This window comes from Cryobacterium arcticum, from assembly GCF_001679725.1.
GTDB lineage: Bacteria > Actinomycetota > Actinomycetes > Actinomycetales > Microbacteriaceae > Cryobacterium > Cryobacterium arcticum_A.
On the sequence record NZ_CP016282.1, the window covers coordinates 854,546 to 871,281 of the forward strand.

Annotated in this window: 16 protein-coding genes; 7 read left to right on the top strand and 9 right to left on the bottom strand. The window is 70.5% G+C overall.

Features of this window, described 5'->3' with window-relative positions; all coding sequences use genetic code 11:
- Window positions 1-25: 25 nt before the first annotated feature.
- The 4 genes from PA27867_RS03750 to PA27867_RS03765 form a co-directional block, all read right to left on the bottom strand.
- On the bottom strand, window positions 26-817 hold the full coding sequence (locus PA27867_RS03750) for a crotonase/enoyl-CoA hydratase family protein (RefSeq protein ID WP_066593389.1): 792 nt from the start codon (window positions 815-817) through the stop codon (window positions 26-28).
- A gap of 35 nt (window positions 818-852) precedes the next feature.
- Complete coding sequence (locus PA27867_RS03755; RefSeq protein WP_157109104.1) at window positions 853-1,686, bottom strand: arginase family protein; 834 nt, start codon at window positions 1,684-1,686, stop codon at window positions 853-855.
- A gap of 82 nt (window positions 1,687-1,768) precedes the next feature.
- Window positions 1,769-2,428 carry an NADPH-dependent F420 reductase gene (locus PA27867_RS03760; protein ID WP_066593398.1) on the bottom strand — a complete coding sequence of 220 codons (660 nt, stop codon included), beginning with the start codon at window positions 2,426-2,428 and terminating at the stop codon, window positions 1,769-1,771.
- Between the two features lie 70 nt (window positions 2,429-2,498).
- Window positions 2,499-3,230 carry a PspA/IM30 family protein gene (locus PA27867_RS03765; RefSeq protein WP_066593402.1) on the bottom strand — a complete coding sequence of 244 codons (732 nt, stop codon included), beginning with the start codon at window positions 3,228-3,230 and terminating at the stop codon, window positions 2,499-2,501.
- Window positions 3,231-3,388: 158 nt separating this feature from the next.
- On the opposite strand from PA27867_RS03765, the gene PA27867_RS03770 reads away from it, so the two are divergent.
- From PA27867_RS03770 to PA27867_RS03785, 4 genes are read left to right on the top strand one after another with little or no spacing between them, the layout of a single operon-like run.
- A complete protein-coding gene (locus PA27867_RS03770) occupies window positions 3,389-3,940 on the top strand; it encodes an RBBP9/YdeN family alpha/beta hydrolase (RefSeq protein WP_066593405.1) in 552 nt (183 codons plus the stop codon).
- Window positions 3,940-5,271, top strand: coding sequence for a M20/M25/M40 family metallo-hydrolase (locus PA27867_RS03775; RefSeq protein WP_066593408.1), 1,332 nt, complete (start codon window positions 3,940-3,942; stop codon window positions 5,269-5,271). The genes PA27867_RS03770 and PA27867_RS03775 overlap by 1 nt, the downstream gene beginning before the upstream one ends.
- The gene (locus PA27867_RS03780) at window positions 5,268-5,768 is read left to right on the top strand and encodes a GNAT family N-acetyltransferase (RefSeq protein WP_066593411.1); all 501 of its coding nucleotides are present in this window, start codon (window positions 5,268-5,270) and stop codon (window positions 5,766-5,768) included. Before PA27867_RS03775 ends, PA27867_RS03780 begins: the two co-directional genes overlap by 4 nt.
- A complete protein-coding gene (locus PA27867_RS03785) occupies window positions 5,765-6,874 on the top strand; it encodes an FAD-dependent oxidoreductase (protein ID WP_066593425.1) in 1,110 nt (369 codons plus the stop codon). The genes PA27867_RS03780 and PA27867_RS03785 overlap by 4 nt, the downstream gene beginning before the upstream one ends.
- 4 nt (window positions 6,875-6,878) lie before the next feature.
- Here PA27867_RS03785 and PA27867_RS03790 read toward each other — a convergent pair whose 3' ends face one another.
- Window positions 6,879-7,976 carry a type I restriction endonuclease gene (locus tag PA27867_RS03790; protein WP_066593431.1) on the bottom strand — a complete coding sequence of 366 codons (1,098 nt, stop codon included), beginning with the start codon at window positions 7,974-7,976 and terminating at the stop codon, window positions 6,879-6,881.
- Window positions 7,977-8,412: 436 nt separating this feature from the next.
- Window positions 8,413-10,581, bottom strand: coding sequence for a TPM domain-containing protein (locus PA27867_RS03795; RefSeq protein WP_236900828.1), 2,169 nt, complete (start codon window positions 10,579-10,581; stop codon window positions 8,413-8,415).
- A 140-nt stretch (window positions 10,582-10,721) separates the two neighbouring features.
- On the opposite strand from PA27867_RS03795, the gene PA27867_RS03800 reads away from it, so the two are divergent.
- Window positions 10,722-11,516, top strand: a complete 795-nt coding sequence (locus tag PA27867_RS03800; protein ID WP_236900829.1) for a gamma-glutamyl-gamma-aminobutyrate hydrolase family protein — start codon at window positions 10,722-10,724, stop codon at window positions 11,514-11,516.
- On the opposite strand, the gene PA27867_RS03805 is transcribed toward PA27867_RS03800, so the two are convergent.
- Window positions 11,513-12,043, bottom strand: coding sequence for a TetR/AcrR family transcriptional regulator (locus PA27867_RS03805; protein WP_066598987.1), 531 nt, complete (start codon window positions 12,041-12,043; stop codon window positions 11,513-11,515). The genes PA27867_RS03800 and PA27867_RS03805 overlap by 4 nt on opposite strands.
- Window positions 12,044-12,148: 105 nt before the next feature.
- Between PA27867_RS03805 and PA27867_RS03810 the strand changes: the two genes are divergently transcribed.
- The gene (locus PA27867_RS03810; RefSeq protein WP_066593436.1) at window positions 12,149-13,687 is read left to right on the top strand and encodes an MFS transporter; all 1,539 of its coding nucleotides are present in this window, start codon (window positions 12,149-12,151) and stop codon (window positions 13,685-13,687) included.
- 26 nt (window positions 13,688-13,713) lie between these two features.
- Entirely contained in the window at window positions 13,714-14,175 is a 462-nt protein-coding gene (locus PA27867_RS03815) for a hypothetical protein (protein ID WP_157109105.1), read from the top strand.
- On the opposite strand, the gene PA27867_RS03820 is transcribed toward PA27867_RS03815, so the two are convergent.
- Window positions 14,172-16,385, bottom strand: coding sequence for a heavy metal translocating P-type ATPase (locus PA27867_RS03820; RefSeq protein ID WP_066598992.1), 2,214 nt, complete (start codon window positions 16,383-16,385; stop codon window positions 14,172-14,174). The genes PA27867_RS03815 and PA27867_RS03820 overlap by 4 nt on opposite strands.
- A gap of 29 nt (window positions 16,386-16,414) precedes the next feature.
- A complete protein-coding gene (locus PA27867_RS03825; RefSeq protein ID WP_066593441.1) occupies window positions 16,415-16,678 on the bottom strand; it encodes a heavy-metal-associated domain-containing protein in 264 nt (87 codons plus the stop codon).
- Window positions 16,679-16,736: the final 58 nt, after the last annotated feature.

Consider the following 16,736-nt stretch of genomic DNA (forward strand, 5'->3'; position numbering starts at 1 on the left):
CTGGCGAGCGGGGGAGGGGCGGCCTTTAGCGGCCCTGGAACTCGGCCGGGGTGCGGGAGAGGAACGCTTCCATGCCGATGCGGGCATCCGTCGTGCCGGCCAGCCGGGCCAGGGCGGGCTGCAGTTCGGCCTCGGCCGCGGCGGGGCCGTCCCGCAGGGCGGTGCGGGCGCTGTCCAGCGTGGCCTGCACGGCCAGCGGGGCCTGTGCGGCGATTCGCTCGGCGAGTTCGATGGCGCGATGCAGCTGGCGGCCGTTGGGCGCGATCTCCTGCACCAGGCCCATTCGGTGGGCCTCGCGGGCGTCGAACAGGTCGCCGGTGAGGAGCCAGCGCATGGCATTGCCCCAGCCGGCCGCGCGCGGGAACCGGATCGTGGCGCCGCCGAAGGGCAGGATGCCCCGGCTTACCTCGATCTGCCCGAACCGGGTGGACTCGGCGGCGACGACGATGTCGCTGGCCAGCATCAGCTCGATGCCCAGGGTGAGACAGGTGCCCTGCACGGCCATGACCACGGGCTTGCTCAGGGCGGTGCCGTCGACCTGCCACGGGTTGATGCCGCCCTCCGGCACCATATCCAGCCCCTCCGGGCCCAGCCTCGGGCCGATGTCGGCCAGATCGAGCCCGGCGGTGAAGTGTTCTCCGACGGCATGCAGCACGCCCACCCGCAGCTCAGGGTCACGCTCGAGCTCCCCGTAGGCCAGGGCGAGTTGCTGCAGCAGGGCGAAGTCCGCCGCATTGCGCTTCTCCGGCCGGTTCAGCCCGATCAGGAGCAGGTGCCCCCGTCGTTCGAGCAAGACGCGCGGGTCGTCCGTGGTCACGTGTGATCTCCTTCGATCGTCCGTCCCTCCCGGGACTAGCGGGTGAGGGCGCCGATGATGCGCAGGATGCTGGGCAGGTCGTCGCTGGCGGCCTCGGGGGAGGACGGCGCGAAGCCCGCGATGGTGGCCCCGGCCAGGGTGAACTCGGCCCGCAGTGCCACGATCGCGGCCGTGAGGTTCTCCACGGCCAGCCCGAACGGGTAGATGTTCGACAGCCCCACGATGGTGGCCGGGTCGAGCACGTCCAGGTCGATGTGCAGGTAGACGTGTGCGGCACCGGTGCGCTTGACCGCGGCCACGATGGCGTCGGGCGTGCCGAAGCTCTCCACCGGCACCAGGGGGATGCCCTGCTCGGTGATGTAGACATCCTCGGCCGGGTCGATGTCGCGCACCCCGGCCAGCACCACCCGGTCGGCCGTGAGACGTTCATCGGGGCCGAGCGCGAGCCCGTCGACGCCCTCGCCGAGGATGGCGCGCAGCACCATGCCGCCGAAACCGCCGGACTGCGACGACTCGCTGGTGTGCAGGTCGGGGTGGGCGTCGAACCAGACCAGCGCGACTTCGCCGGGGTGCCGGCGGGAGGCGTGCTCGACGGCGCCGAAGGAGACCCCGCAGTCACCGCCGATGGTGAGCACCGGTTCGGTGCTGGTGCGCAACACGGCCAGTTGCCGGTCGCGCACCGTCAGCAGCGACGAGAACCGGTGGATGCCGGTGTCAAGCGAATCGCCGGCCTCGACGGGCACGTCCACGGGGTAGGTGACCGAGGAGGGCAGGTCGCCCTGGATCGCCTCCGCCCCGTCGACCAGGCGCATCGCGCGGGGGGAGACAGAACCTTGCCACTGTGGGACGACCACGTAGTTGGGGGACACCCCCTCAGTATGCTCCTCGGCCCCCGCCCGCCGCATCTGCCAGTTCGCGGGTCAGCGGCCGTGGGGCCGGCAAGTTGGGCGGTTAGACCGCCTGGGGCATGTCGCGGTAGCGGATGGCCGCGCTCACGGCTTCGCGCAGCTCGAACGCGTCCATCCGCGGGCCGTAGCCCGGGGTGTCGCGCTGGATGCGCCAGCTCTCGGCGAGCGGGCCGAGGTCGACGGTGTCGAAGCCGAAGTCGTCCAGCAGGGCGGTGACGGCCTCGCGGGCCTCGGGGTCGTTGCCCGCGATGACGAGGGCGCGACGGTTCGAGGCGCCGGCGGGGAGGCCATCCGTGGTGAGGTCGGCGGCGTAGATGTGGTTGAACGCCTTGACGACGCGGGACTCGGTGAGCAGGTCCTGGAGCATTTCGGCGGTGGTCGTGGTCTCTTCGTCCAGGGCGTCGATGTTGCCGTCGCGCTGGGGGTAGTAGTTGTTGGTGTCGATCACGAGCTTGCCGGCCAGTTCGGGCAGCGGCAGGGTGTCGATGGCGTGCAGCGGTATGGTCACGATGACCAGGTCACCGGCGGCGGCGGCCTCAGCGGGCAGCGCTGCGCGGGCGCGCGGCCCGAGTTCAGCGATCAACGCCTCGAGGGTGGCAGGGCCGCGTGAGTTGCTCACCACGACGTCGTATCCGTTGGCCACGCCGAGGCGGGCGAGCTGACTGCCGATGTTACCGGCACCGATGATTCCGAGAGTAGTCATGCTGTGCCCAACAGAGAACGGCCGCGGGTTGTTCCCGCGGCCGTTCTCGGATGCTGCTGCGATCGGGCTGCTACTGCTCGATCGAGGAGGGCGTGCCGGCCTTGAGCGCGGCCAGGCGGGCGTCCACCTCGGTGAGCTCGCCGAGGTCGTCGAGGCTCTCGAACTGCGCGTCGAGGCTGGATGCGGCGAGCTCGCTGGCGCCGCGCACCTTGGCCTCTTCGCGGCGGATCTTGTCTTCGAAGCGGCTGACCTCGCTGGTGGGGTCCATGATGTCGATGCTCTTCACGGCGTCCATCACCTGCGCCTGCGCGGCGGCGGTCTTGGAGCGGGCGATGAGCTCGTCGCGCTTGGAGGTGAGCTGGCTCAGCTTGGTCTTCATGGTGTTCAGACCGGTCTTGAGCTGCTCCACGATCGCCGTCTGGCTGGCAATCTGCGGTTCGGCGTCCTTCGCCTCCTTCTCGGACTGCAGCTGGCGGCCGAGGGCCACCTTGGCGAGGTTGTCGAACTTGTCGGCGTCGACGGTGTTGCCGGCGCCGCGCAGCTCGTCGGCCTTGCGGCTGGCGGCCAAGGCCTTGCGGCCCCACTCGCCGGCGGCCTGCACGTCTTCGCGGTGGTCGTCTTCGAGCAGCCGCAGGTTGCCGATGGTCTCGGCGATCGCGCTTTCGGCGTCGGCGATGCTGTTGGTGAAGTCCCGCACCATCTGGTCGAGCATCTTCTTCGGGTCTTCCGCGGAGTCCAGCATCGCGTTGATGTTCGCCTTGGTGAGCTGGGCGATGCGGCCGAAGATCGACTGCTTGGTCATGTGAGTGTCCTTTCGAAGGGGGTCAACGCTTAGAAACTACCGCGTTCACCTCCACAAGTGCCTGTGTGACCACCGGTCAGGACGGGATACAGAGGGGACGGATAGTGTGAGTTCACACGCCGAAACGCCCAGCCGAACAACTGTCGAGGATCCCGACCATGCCGACCCCCCTGAGCCTGACGATCGTGCCGGGCATCAACGACTCCACCGAGAAGCACTGGCAGACCCGCTGGCAGGCGACGCAGACGGATGCCGTGCGCATCCGCCCCAGTTCGTGGGACGAACCCGATCTCGATGACTGGATCGCCGCCGTGGACGCGGCCGTCAGCACACCGGACACGATCATCGTGGCGCACAGCCTGGGCTGCCTGGCCGTCGGGGCCTGGCTGGCGGACAACCCCGGCCGGGTGCGCGGCGCCCTGCTGGTGGCCCCGCCCGACCGGTTCGGGCCCGGCTTCCCGTCGGCGGCTCCGACCTTCCGGGAGGCCGAACCCGCCGTGCTCGGCACCCCGGCCCTCGTGGTCGCCAGCGCCGACGACCCGTATTGTGCCCTCGGTATCGCGCGCACCCTTGCGGCGTCGTGGGGCGCCGGGTTCGTCGAGGTGGGCAACCTGGGCCACATCAACATCATGAGCAAGCTGGGCGCCTGGCCGGCCGGCCGTGCCCTGCTCGATGAGTTCGCCGAGAGCCTCGGCGGGATGGTGCGCTGATGACCGACCCGGATGTGCTCACCCGCCAGACCGTCGACCTGCTGCGCGACCTCATCCGCAACGCTTGCGTGAACGACGGCACCCCCGATTCCGGCGGCGAGATCCGCAGCGTGCGCACGCTCGAGGGCTTCTTTGCCGGCTCCGGCCTCGAACTCGAGGTGGTGGAGCCGCACCCCGGGCGGGCGTCGCTGATCGCGCGCATCCGCGGGACCGACCCGGCCGCGCCGTCGCTCGCGCTCGTGGGCCACATCGACGTGGTGCCCGTGGACCGGGACGGCTGGAGCCGGGACCCGTTCGCCGCCGAGCTGGTCGACGGGGAGATCTGGGGGCGCGGCGCCCTCGACATGCTCTACCTCACGGCCAGCTACGCGGTCGTGATCCGCGACATCGCCATGGGACCGTTCCGGCCGCGCGGCGACCTGATCTTCGCCGCCGTTGCCGACGAGGAAAGCGGCAGCCGCTTCGGGGTGGGCTGGATGACCGAGCACCGGCTCGACCTCATCGACGCCTCGTTCGTGCTCACCGAATCCGGCGGGGCGCCCGTGGGCGTGCGCCCGTCGATCACCACCACGGTGGGGGAGAAGGGCATCGCCGGACGGCGGCTGGTGGTGCGCGGCACGCCCGGTCACGGCTCCGCGCCGTGGGGCGCCCGCAACGCGGCCGTGATCGCGGCCGAGGCCGTGGGCCGGCTGGCCCGGTTCGAGGCCCCCGTGCAGATCACCGCGGACTGGCGGCACTACGTCTCGGTTCTCGGCCTGCCCGCCGAACTGGCCGAACGGCTCACCGACCCGGCCCGTATCGACGACGCCGTGCACGAGCTGGGCAGCCTGGCCGGCTTCGCGCACGCCTCCAGCCACACCACCATTTCGCCCAACATCATGCGCGCCGGCGAGAAAGAGAACGTCATCCCGTCGCTGGCCACGGTCGACCTGGATATCCGGGTGCTGCCCGGCGTCGACGCCGCCCAGGTGGACGGTTACTTGCGGCACGCCCTCGGCGAGCTGATGGTGGACATCGAGATCGTCGGCGACAGGTTCGAGGCCGCCACCCGGTCGCCCGTCGACACCCCGCTCTTCGCCGCATTGAGTGCGGCCGTGGCCCGCGCCTACCCCAACGCCGACCTGCTGCCGGTGCTCAGCGTGGGCGGCTCCGACGCCCGCTTCTACCGCCGCCGGGGCATCCCCGCCTACGGGTTCGGCCTGCTCAGCCGGCGCTGGGACTACGGCACCTTCCGGATGCTCTTCCACGGCAACGACGAACGCATCGACGTGGACTCGATCGCGCTCACCGTTTCCGCCCTCGACTTCACCGTGCGGGAGGTGCTGGCGTGACGGTGGCAGCCGGACTCGTGCAGCTCCACGTCGTGGACTGGGCCGACCCCAGGGCCATCGCCCTGCGCCGGGCCATGGACGAGGAGGTGGGCCCCCGCTACGCCGACCGCTTCGACAACCCGTCGGACGAGGCCGCCGCCGAGCTGGCGCAGGCGTTCGCGATCGACCCCGACACCATGGTGTTCACACTCATCGCCACCGTCGACGGTGTGCCCGCCGCGCACGCCGCGCTACGCATGCTCGGCACGGAATATGAACTCAAGCGCTTGGTCACCCTGCCGGAGTACCGGGGCCGGGGTCTGAGCAAAGCGCTCATCCGCGCGGTCGAGGAAGCGGCGGCCGAGAGGGGCGCCCGTCGGCTGATCCTGCAGACCGGCGACCGCCAGCCCGAGGCCGTGCGCCTCTACGAACACCTCGGATACACCCCGATCCCGATCTATCCTCCCTACAGTGCGATCTGGTTCTCGCTCTGCTACGAAAGGATGCTGCCCGCATGACCACCCAGGTCGACACGCTCGTCATCGGCGGCGGAGCCATGGGCTCGGCTGCCGCCTGGGAGCTCGCCCGCCGGGGCCGCGACGTGACCCTGCTCGAGCGCTTCGCTCCCGGGCACAAGAACGGTGCCTCGCACGGCGCCTCCCGCAACTTCAACCTCAGCTACTCCGACCCCACCTATGTGGCCATGCTTGTGGAGGCGCTGCGGCTCTGGCGCGAGCTGGAGGACGAGACCGACACCCGGCTGCTCGAGCAGGTCGGCCTGGTCAACCACGGGCAGGGCCAGCCGTTCGCCGAGGTGCACGCGGCGCTGTCCGCCGTGGGCTTCGACCCGGAGATCCTCGGTGTCGACGCGGCGGCGGAGCGGTGGCCGGGCATCCGTTTCGATACCGAGGTGCTGTTCACGCCCGAGGCCGGCCGGCTGAACGCGGATGCGTCGGTGACGGCCCTGCAACAGGCCGCGACCGCCCATGGCGCCCGGGTGCAGCACGGCATGCCGGCCACCCGCCTCACCGTGCAGGACGACGACAGTGTGCTGGTCCACACCGACACCGAGCAGTTCCGGGCCCGACGGGTGATCGTCACGCTCGGCGCCTGGACCGGCTCGCTGCTCGGCGGCCTGCTGCCGTTTCCACGCCTCGTGGTGACCCAGGAGCAGCCGGCGCATTTCGCCGTGCTCGACACGAGCTTCACCTGGCCGGGCTTCAATCACGGCTACCGGCCTGGCACGCCCGGGTACGAGTACTGGCGCTCACCGGTCTATGGCATGCACACCCCCGGCGAGGGGATCAAGGCCGGCTGGCACGGTGTGGGGCCGGTCGTCGACCCCGACCACCGCGACTTCACCGCGGAACCCGAGCAGCTGCTGGCCCTCCGCCGGTACGCCCGTGAGTGGCTCCCCGGCGCCGACCCGGATGCCTTCACCGAGATCAGCTGCACCTACACGACCACCCCGGACTCCAACTTCGTGCTCGACCGCCGCGGGCCGGTCATCGTGGGCGCCGGCTTCTCCGGCCACGGCTTCAAGTTCACCCCCACCGTCGGCCGGATCCTCGCCGACCTCACGGTCGACGTGCCCGCCCCGCCCCTATTCGCCCTGGCCCGCTGAGCGACTATCCGTTGTAGTTCTTGACCGATTCGCGGATGGCGTCGGCGTGCAGGTAGATCTCGTCCAATGAGCTGATGGCATGCCGGGTCTCGACCTTGTCCTGGTCGAAGACGCCAAGGTACTTCTGCTTCAGGCCGTTGAAATGCAACCGGGCAATGGGTTTGCGGTTGTTGTCATCGAGCAGCACTGCAAAATACGACTTTGCGTCCCTGTGCATGACGCGCTGTGGCTTGACCTCACTGCAGGCGATGGCCTTGACGATCTGATAGCCCTCAAGCTCTTCGAGGGTGGTGTCCAATTCGGTGTCTCTGTCCAGGTCATCTGCGACGACGAGCTGGCTGGTGAGGCTGGCCGTCTCTGCGGAAACCGGGAGCGGAGAGAACGCCGATGAGCCCAGCGCGGTCTTCAGCCGGTCGTTGACCTGGTCGTTCAGGAACTGTTTGGTCGCTTTGGTGACCAGGGTCGTGAACTGTTCGCGCACCTTCTGGGTGAAGGCTCCGTCGTACACGCGGGTGGTGAAGAAACGGATCCACTCGTCCTGTGGTTCCTTGAACTGAGCAGCGATCGTGCGCTTGATCTGGCCGATGTACTTGAGTTCCTCGGCGGCATTGATGATCGAGTCCAGGTCGAAAACGTCCTTGGTCAGCTTCCGCAACTCGGGAAGCAGGGTCTCGTCGATGTCGAGCAGATCCAGGACCAGGAACGGCTTGTCGTCCATCCGGTTCGGCGCATCCAAATCGGTGTAGAACTGGTAGGTCTCACCGTTGGTGAGAACCGCGATGCGTGCGTTGGTGACGGCGAAATAGCGGAACAGCTGCGACGCGTGCTCGATCTTCAGCGCTTCCTTGGACTTCTTGCATTCGATGAGGATCTGCACTTCGCCATCGCGCATGATCGCGTAGTCGACCTTCTCGCCCTTCTTCACCCCGACATCCGCCGTGAACTCAGGAACCACTTCCAGGGGGTTGAAGACGTCATATCCCAGGATGGTGGAGATGAACGGCATGATGAACGCGTTCTTCGTGGCTTCTTCGGTCTGAATGGCCTCGCGCTGGTTTCGTACCTTCAGCGCCAATGCCGCGAGCAGTTCTGCAAATTCCATGGTTCTCCCCGTTGAATGCAAGTAATTCCGACGATAGCGGCCGGGCTTCGTTCGATATCGGGCTTTACGGAGGCCGCCCCGAAGTGGGGAGCCCTGCACGAGGGCCGTGCGCGACGCCCGGACAGTGAGATGCCACTTCCGGCCCAGTGACGAGCCCGGAAGGGGCCTGAACTGGCAAGTCGCGGACCTGCCGCGAGAGCGGTTGAGGGCCTGCTGTTGCGGGCGGGCTCCTCGCGAATTGCCGCATAGTGCCCCTTCCCGGGCTCGGGAGGGGACTTTGGCGGCACGTCGGTGAAGGACATGTCGCCCACTTGCGGCATAGAGTCCCTTCGCGCGTGCGGCGGTGGGGCTTTGCGGCAGCTCGAGGGCTGTGCCGTCTGGTGCATGCGGGTGGAGGCTGGCCGAGGGGCTCAGGAGGGGAGGTCGCCCGGGCGGCTCAGAACCGGCCGCCGCCGCCGCGGCGACCGCGCGTGCCCCCGCCGCCGAAGCTGCCCGGGCTGCGCCCGCCACCAAAGCCTCCACCGCTCGAGCGCCGACCGCCGCCGCCGCCCATCCCACCGAAACCGCCACCGCCGCCGAACATGCCGCCGCCACCCCCGCCGCCCAAGATCTGACCGATCAAGATGCCGCCGAGCACGGCGCCCATCGACCCGTTGCTGCCACCGCGGCGACTCACCCCGCCGCCGCCGAAGAAGTCGCCGAAGTCGTCGCTGTCGGTGGAGAACCCGTCCACGTCGCGCCGGGCCATGGCCGTGGCCTCGGCGGCCAGGGAGCCGGCCCGCTGGGACACGGCGAGGGCGGCGGCCGGATCGCTCGCCACCAGGGACTCGGCCTGGGCGGTCAACCGGCCGGCCTCGGCCAGCCGGGTGCGGGCCTCCGCGCCGACCGCGCCCCGCCGGGCGGTGATGAAGTCTTCCGCGGCCGACACCTGGCTGCGGGCCGCCTGCAGGCTCTGCGTCAGCGCGGCCTGCAGCCGCTCTGCCTGAACCTGGGCGTTCCGCACGCCCTGCAGCGTGGCATCCATGGTGGCATTGGCGGCCTCGAGGCGCTGCAGCAGTTCGACCGGGTTCACCGGCGGGGCCGCCAGCGCGGCACGCACCTCGATGAGCGTCTGCTCGGTGCGGGCGATCACGCCCGGAACATCGGCCGACGCCTGCCCGGCAGCGGGCAGCCCACGCGCCGTCGCAAGGTCGGTGTCGAGGTCGGCCAGCACCGCCGGGATGCCGGACTCCGCGCGCTGCAGATCGGCGGCGAGCCTTTCGACGGCATCGACGAGCAACTGCGCCTGGTCGACGGCCTCCTCCGCGGCGCGGATGCCGACCGCTGCGGCACTCGGCTCGCCTGCGGCCAGCCGCGCGCGGGCCTCGGCCAGCGCATTGGTGGCGAAGGTGAGCCGTTCGGCGGCCTGGTCGGGGTTGTCGGCGACCGTGGCGATCGCCTCGGGCGTGTAGCGGGTGGACAGCTCCTCCACCCGGGCCTCGGCCTGGTCGAGGCGGGCATCGATGGCCCCGAGCTCGGTCTCCAGCCCGGCCGCCGCGGCCGGGGCGTTGGCCTCGAGCTTCCGCAGCTCGTCGAAATCGGCGGCCTGCTCGTCGAGCAGTCGGTTGGCCTCGGTGCAGAGTGCGATGATCTGCCGATACCAGTCGCGCACCTGGTCCTCGGTGTCGGGTTCGGCGTCGTCGAGTCGCTGCTGCAGGGTGAACGCCTCGGACAGTTTCGCCGTGGCGGCGCCGACCGCCGCCTGGAAGGGGGCGGCGGCATCGGCGCCGTACTGGGCAATCGCGAAGCCCACCTCTTGGCCGCTGGTCTTGATGGCGTCGTCGGTCGCGATGAGCGCGCTGGAGGCGTCGCGTTTCAGCTCGGGCGTCGACGCCTCGGCGCCGCCGGGCCGCGCCACCGGGGCCGTGCCGCGGCGCCGCAGCGCCCAGATCACCACGGCGATGATGCCGCCCACGACCGCGAGCACGAGCAGCACCGCGATCCAGTTGGGGAACCCGCCGCCGCCGCCCGGGCTGGCGTCCCCGGGGGTGATCACCGGATCGCTGAGCGGCTCGCCGGCCACGCTCTGCTGCATTGCCGTGGCCCCGTTGATCGCGGCGCCGGCCCAGTCGTTAACCCGCAGCGACGGTTCGATGGCGGTACTTTGCACCTCGGCGAGCTGGGCTTCGTCGAGCACAAAATCGGTGGCGACCGACAGCTGGTACTGCCGGTCCTTTGTGGCCACGGCCAACAGCACGTCGTTGTCGCCGAAGCCGTTGTCCACCGCTGTGTAATCGGCCCACGTCGACGGGTCGTCCACGCCCTCGAAGCTCGACACATAGGCCACGAAGAGGTCGATCTGGGTGTCGGCGAACAGTGCGTCGAGGGCGGCAACGACCTCGGGTTCCCGGTCGCCGAGAGCCCCGACGGTGTCGACGATGTGGCTCTCGCCGAAGTTCACCGGGTCATCCGCCCTGGCCGGCGCGGCCGCGCCCAGCCCGGTCCCGACCAGCGCGAGGGCGACGATCGCGACGAGCGCTGCCACGCGCACGGCAAGCCCGGAGATCGTCGGTCGGATGCGCGGGTGGCCTGGCTGCATGGGGTCCATTTCCTCGGAGGCGCTCACGTGCGGCGTATTTCCATCGAGCATAGGACCCCTCGCTCTGTTGCGCTCTGTTACCGCCGACCGGATGCCGGCCGGCAGCCTCGGGCACACTGGAACGACACCAGCAACCGCTGCACCCTGCACGTCACGAAAGGCGAGCCATGACCACCCAGACGCTCGCCACGATGACCGCCCTGCCCACGGCCCGCGAAGACCGGCCCACTCTCGCCGTCGTCGAGGTCACCCGCAGCCGGCCGGACCGCCCCGAGTACCACGCCAAGGTGCAGACCCTCAATGCCACCGTCGTGGACGCCGGGACCGCCGGCGGCTGGACCGTCGTGCGATTGGCCGCCGCGGACCTCGACCCCGCCGACCTGCTCGACCTCACGGACTCGGCCGACGCCGTCGTGATCGTGGGCGGTGAGGATATCGACCCGCGCTTCTATGGCGCCGACTCCGGCTACGAGGGCGAGACGGTGCACTTCACCGACGCCGACGCGGGCCAGATCGCGCTCGTGCAGCGCGCCGCCGAACGGGGCACTCCGCTGCTGGGCATCTGCCGCGGACTGCAGATCATCAACGTGGCCCTCGGCGGCGACCTCGTGCAGCACATCGACGACGGCATCCACCGTAACGTCGGCGTGCCCATCGATGAGATCCTCTCCACCCATGCCGTCGTGCTGCGCTCCACGAGCACCCTCGCCGCGGCCCTCGGCGACACCCGCATCTCGGTGCAGAGCGCCCACCACCAGAGCGTCGGCCGGCTCGGCGCGGGCCTCACGCCCGTGGCCACCGCCCCCGACGGCCTGGTCGAGGCCGTGGAGCACCGCACCGCACCGATCACGGGCGTGCAGTGGCACCCCGAGGCTCCGGATGCGCCGGCCGCCCAGCTGCCCCTGCTGCTGGCGTCCCTGCAGAACGCGCTCACCCGCTCCGAGGCCGCCCGCGCCGCCTAACCCCGCGCGGGCCGCATCCGGGCGAGGAAGGCGGGCACGTCGAGTTCGTGCTCGAACGGTTCGGCAAGAGTGGTGGCGTCGTAGTAGAGCCCGTCGGCCAGCAGCATCGTTGCACGGGCCAGTTCGGGGTCGCGCAGGTCGTCGTTCAGGATGTCGAAGTAGCGGCGGCGCATCTCGAGGACCACACCACGTGCCCGGGGGTTGCGGCGCGCCAGCGTGCCGCCGGCCAGCGTGGCCCGGTCCAGAGGACTGTCGACGTACTCGGTGAGGGTCACGTAATAGGCGGCCGCGCCGTTCGGTGCCGCGCGCATGCGGTCGCATTCGGCCGCGGCGAGCGTCTCCAACCGTTCGATCAGGGCGGTTTCCAGGCCGTCCCGCGAGCCGAAATGGTAGAGGAGGCCACCCTTGGTCACGCCCGCAGCCTGCGCGACGGCGTCGAGCGAGGCACCGGACCCGCTCGTGTTGATGAGCAGTTCCTGGAACGCGGTGAGGATGCTCTCCCGCGCGCTGTCGCGATGTTGGGCCATGACCGCCACTTTACTGTACCTGGTGGTATAGTCATACCCTGCTGTACCAGATGGTGCAGTAAAGCCCGTCGTTCCGCTAGGAACCCGTTCTCCAGCCAGGTTGATATGAGCACTACACACCCCATCCGCACTCACTCGGACGCCGAGTCGGCCATTCCCCGCGCCGGCCGACGCGAGTGGCTGGGCCTGGTGCTGCTGATGCTGCCCGTGCTGCTCATCTCGGTGGACAACACGGTGCTCAGCTTCGCGCTGCCGGCCATCAGCCTCGACCTGCGACCGAGCAGCACCACGTTGCTCTGGATCGTCGACATCTACCCGCTGGTGCTCGCCGGCCTGCTGGTGGCCATGGGCACCCTCGGCGACCGGGTCGGCCGTCGCAAGCTGCTCTTGATCGGCGCCACCGGTTTCGCCGTGGTGTCGGCCCTGGCCGCCTTCGCGCCCACCGCTGAGCTGCTCATCGCGGCCCGAGCGGTCATGGGCTTCTTCGGCGCCATGATCATGCCGTCCACACTGTCACTGCTGCGCAGCCTGTTCCTGGATGCACGCCAACGCACCCTGGCCATCGCCGTGTGGGCCGGCGCCTTCGCGGCCGGCTCGAGCCTGGGTCCCATCGTCGGCGGTGTCGTGCTGCAGCACTTCTCCTGGGGAGCGGTGTTCCTGATCGCCGTGCCCATCCTGCTGCCCCTCCTGGCGCTCGCCGGGTTCCTCATCCCCGAGTCGAAGGACCCCGCGCCGCTCCGGATCGACCTCGTCAGCGTCGGCCTGTCGCTGCTGACCCTCGCGCCGCTGGTCTTCGCGATCAAGACCCTGACGCACGACGGCGTGGGGCTGGTCGGCTTGGGCGCACTCGCTGTCGGACTGGCCGCCGGAGCGGTGTTCCTCCGCCGCCAGCTGCGCATCGCCAACCCGCTGCTCGACCTGAGCCTGTTCCGGCACGCGCCGTTCGCCGGGTCGGTGCTGGCCAACTTCCTCGCCGTGTTCAGCCTGGTCGGCTTCCTCTTCTTCGTCTCCCAGCACCTCCAGCTCGTGCTCGGCCTCGACCCGCTTGCCGCCGGCCTGCTGCTGCTTCCCGGTGCGGTGCTCTCGGTGGCCGCCGGCCTGACCGCGGCCTATGTCGTGCGCCTCGTGCCGCCGCGCCTCGTGATCGTCGCGGGCATCCTGCTCTCGGCCCTGGGCTTCGGCGTGATCATCCTGCTGCGGGAGAACCTCACCGCCGGTGTGGTGGCGCTCGCCTTCGGCATCCTGTCGGTGGGCGTGGGCGCCGCCGAGACCATCTCCAACGACACGATCCTCAGCTCGGTGCCTGCCGACAAGGCCGGGGCCGCCGCCGGAGTCTCCGAAACCGCTTACGAGCTCGGCGCGGTGCTCGGCACGGCCGTGCTCGGCGCCATCCTCGCGGCGTCCTACCGGGCCAGTGTGGTGCTGCCCGAGGGGCTCGGTCGCGCCGAGACCGCCCAGGCCGGCGAAACCCTCGGCGGGGCACTCGGGGTGGCCGGTGACCTTCCTGCCGCTCCGGCGGCGGCGCTCGCCGAGTCGGCGAGGGCGGCCTTCGACAGCGGGGTGGGCGTGACGTCCCTCATCGCCGTGCTGCTGATGCTCGTCGCAGCGTTGGCCGTGCACCGCAGCATGCGCCCCTCGCGGTAAGCCCGGGCCGGGGTGATACTCGGGGCATGACCTCAACCGGCAGTCACCGCACCCTCGCGCCCAGTCGTCCGCCCGTGCGCTCCGGGACGGAGAAAACACTGATCACGGTGGAGGCCGTCACCAGCATCAGTGCGCTGGCCGGCGGGGTTCTGCTGATGCTCGCTCCCGACGGTTCGCTGCTCGCCGCGGACCCCGCCGCACTCGAGGGCAGCCCGTTCGGTGACTGGCTGCTGCCCGGTGCCGCGCTCACGCTCTTCGTGGGCGTGGGGTTCGCCGTGGCCGCGGTTTGGCAGTGGCGCCGCGGGCCCTACGCCCGCTTCGTTTCGCTGGCCGCGGGTGTCGGGCTTGTGGTCTTCGAGATCGTGCAGTTCACGGTGATCGGGTCGCATCCGCTGCAGGCCGTGTTCGGCGTGGTCGGCGCGGCCACGGCGTATCTGGCCTGGCGGTTGCCTGCGGCCAGGCACGGAGCGACCGGCGCAACGCGCTAGAGAGCCCGGAACCCACGCAGCCGCAGGCTGTTGGTCACCACGAACACCGAGGAGAGCGCCATGGCGGCGCCCGCGATCAGCGGGTTGAGCAGCCCGAGAGCGGCAAGCGGAATCGCGGCCACGTTGTAGGCGAACGCCCAGAACAGGTTGGTCTTGATGGTGCCGAGCGTGCGCCGCGAGAGCCGGATGGCGTCGACGACGGCCATCAGATCGGACCGCACCAGGGTGATGTCGGCGGCCTCGATGGCCACGTCGGTTCCGGTGCCCATGGCGATGCCGAGGTCGGCCGCGGCCAGCGCGGCGGCGTCGTTCACTCCGTCGCCCACCATGGCCACGACGTGCCCGGCGGCCTGCAGGGCGCGCACCCGTTCGACCTTGTCGGCGGGCAGAACGCCCGCGAAGACCTCGTCGATGCCCACCTGGGCGGCCACGGCGCGGGCCGCGGTCTCGTTGTCGCCGGTGAGCAGCACCGGGGTCAGCCCGAGACGGATCAACTGCGCCACGGCCGCCGCACTCGATGGCTTGACCTCGTCGGCCACGACCAGGATGCCCCGGGCGACCCCGTCCCAGGCCACGGCGACGCCGGTCTGCCCGGTCGCCTCGGCGGTGTCGAGGGCGGCCCGCAGTTCACCCGGCAGAGTGATCTGCCACTCGTCGGCCAGCCAGCGTGGCCGGCCGACGAGCACCAGGTGGCCGTCGACCGTGGCCTGCACGCCGAAACCCTGCGCCGAGGCGAACGCCGTGGCGGCCGGCAGCGCGCCCACTCTCTCGAGGGCCCCCTGCGCGATTGCGACGCCGATCGGATGCTCCGAGCCGGCCTCGGCCGCTCCGGCGAGACGCAGCAGCTCGGTGGGGGAGGCCTCGTCGGCCGCTGTCGGAGCGCTGCCGTGCACCTCTAGCAGCGCCATCTTCCCGGTCGTGACCGTGCCGGTCTTGTCGAGCACAATGGTGTCGACCCGGCGGGTGGACTCGAGGATCTGCGGTCCGCGGATGAGCACGCCCAACTGCGCGCCGCGCCCGGTGCCCACCAGCAACGCGGTGGGGGTGGCCAGCCCGAGCGCGCAGGGGCAGGCGATGATCAGCGTCGCCACGGCGGCGGTGAACGCCTGCTCAGCGCCGGCGCCGAGCGCCAACCAGGTGGCCAGGGTGCCCAGCGCGATGACGAACACGATGGGGACGAACACCGCCGACACCCGGTCGGCGAGGCGCTGCACGGGGGCCTTGCCCGACTGGGCCTGCTCCACGAGACGGCCGATGCGCGCCAGTTCGGTATCGGCGCCCACCCGGGTGGCGCGCACCGTGAGCCGGCCGCCCGAGTTGACGGTGGCGCCGACGACGGCGTCGCCCGGGCCCACCTCCACGGGCACGGACTCGCCGGTGAGCAGGCTCGTGTCGATGGCCGAGACGCCGTCGACCACAACACCGTCGGTGGCGAGCTTCTCGCCGGGGCGCACCACGAAGATGTCACCCACCGACAGCTCGGCGATGGGGATGCGCCGCTCGAGGGAATCGCGCAGCACCGCAACATCCTTCGCCCCCAGGTTGAGCAGCGCCAGCAGCGCCGCACCCGAACGGGTCTTGGCGCGGGCCTCGGCGTAGCGCCCGGCGAGGATGAACACGGTGACGGCGGCCGCGACCTCGAGGTAGATCTCCGTGCCGCCGGTCATGCTGAAGCTGAGCTGCATGGTCATGCCGGGCAGCCCTGCGTCGCCGAGGAACAGGGCGTAGAGCGACCAGCCGAACGCGGCCAGCACGCCGACGCTGATCAGGGTGTCCATGGTCGCGGCGCCGTGGCGGGCGTTCAGCCAGGCGGCGCGGTGGAACGGCCAGGCACCCCAGACGGCGACCGGGGCGGCGAGCATGAGGGCCAGCCATTGCCAGTTGGTGAACTGCAGTGCCGGAATCATCGACAGCAGGGTCACCGGGATCGCCAGGGCGGTGGAGATCAACAGGCGCTGGCGGAGCGCCGCGGTCTCGGCATCCGGAGCGGCGGCCGGGGGGTCGGTGCCGGTCGGGGGAGCGACCGCGGGCGGGGCGGGCAGGGTGGCCGTGTACCCGGTGGCGACGATGGTGGCGATGGCGTCGTCGATGCTGGTGCCCTCGGGGAGCCGCACGGTGGCCTTGTCGGTGGCGTAGTTCACCGTGGCCTCGACCCCGGGCAGTCGGTTGAGCTTCTTCTCGATCCGGGCGGCGCAGGACGCGCAGGTCATGCCGCCGACGAGGAGGTTGACGGGGTCGCTCACGCGGCGGCGCCCGCGTCGGCCGGGTCCTGCAGGTCGTAGCCGGCCTCATCCACGGCGGCCCGGATTTCGGCCCGGTCGGGGGACCCGGCGCTCGTGACGTGCACGGTGCTCGCTGCGCCGGCCACGAGGTCCACGGTCACCGCGCTCACGCCGGCGACCAGGGACACCTCCTCGATCACGCTGGCCACGCAGTGCGAGCAGGTCATGCCGCTCACGAGGTAGTCGGTGACGGTGTCGGAAGTGCTGTCGAGCTGAGCCATGGGACGAACCTTCTCGTGTTGAAACGGATGCTGACGAAACTGAGACGGGGTTTGGATA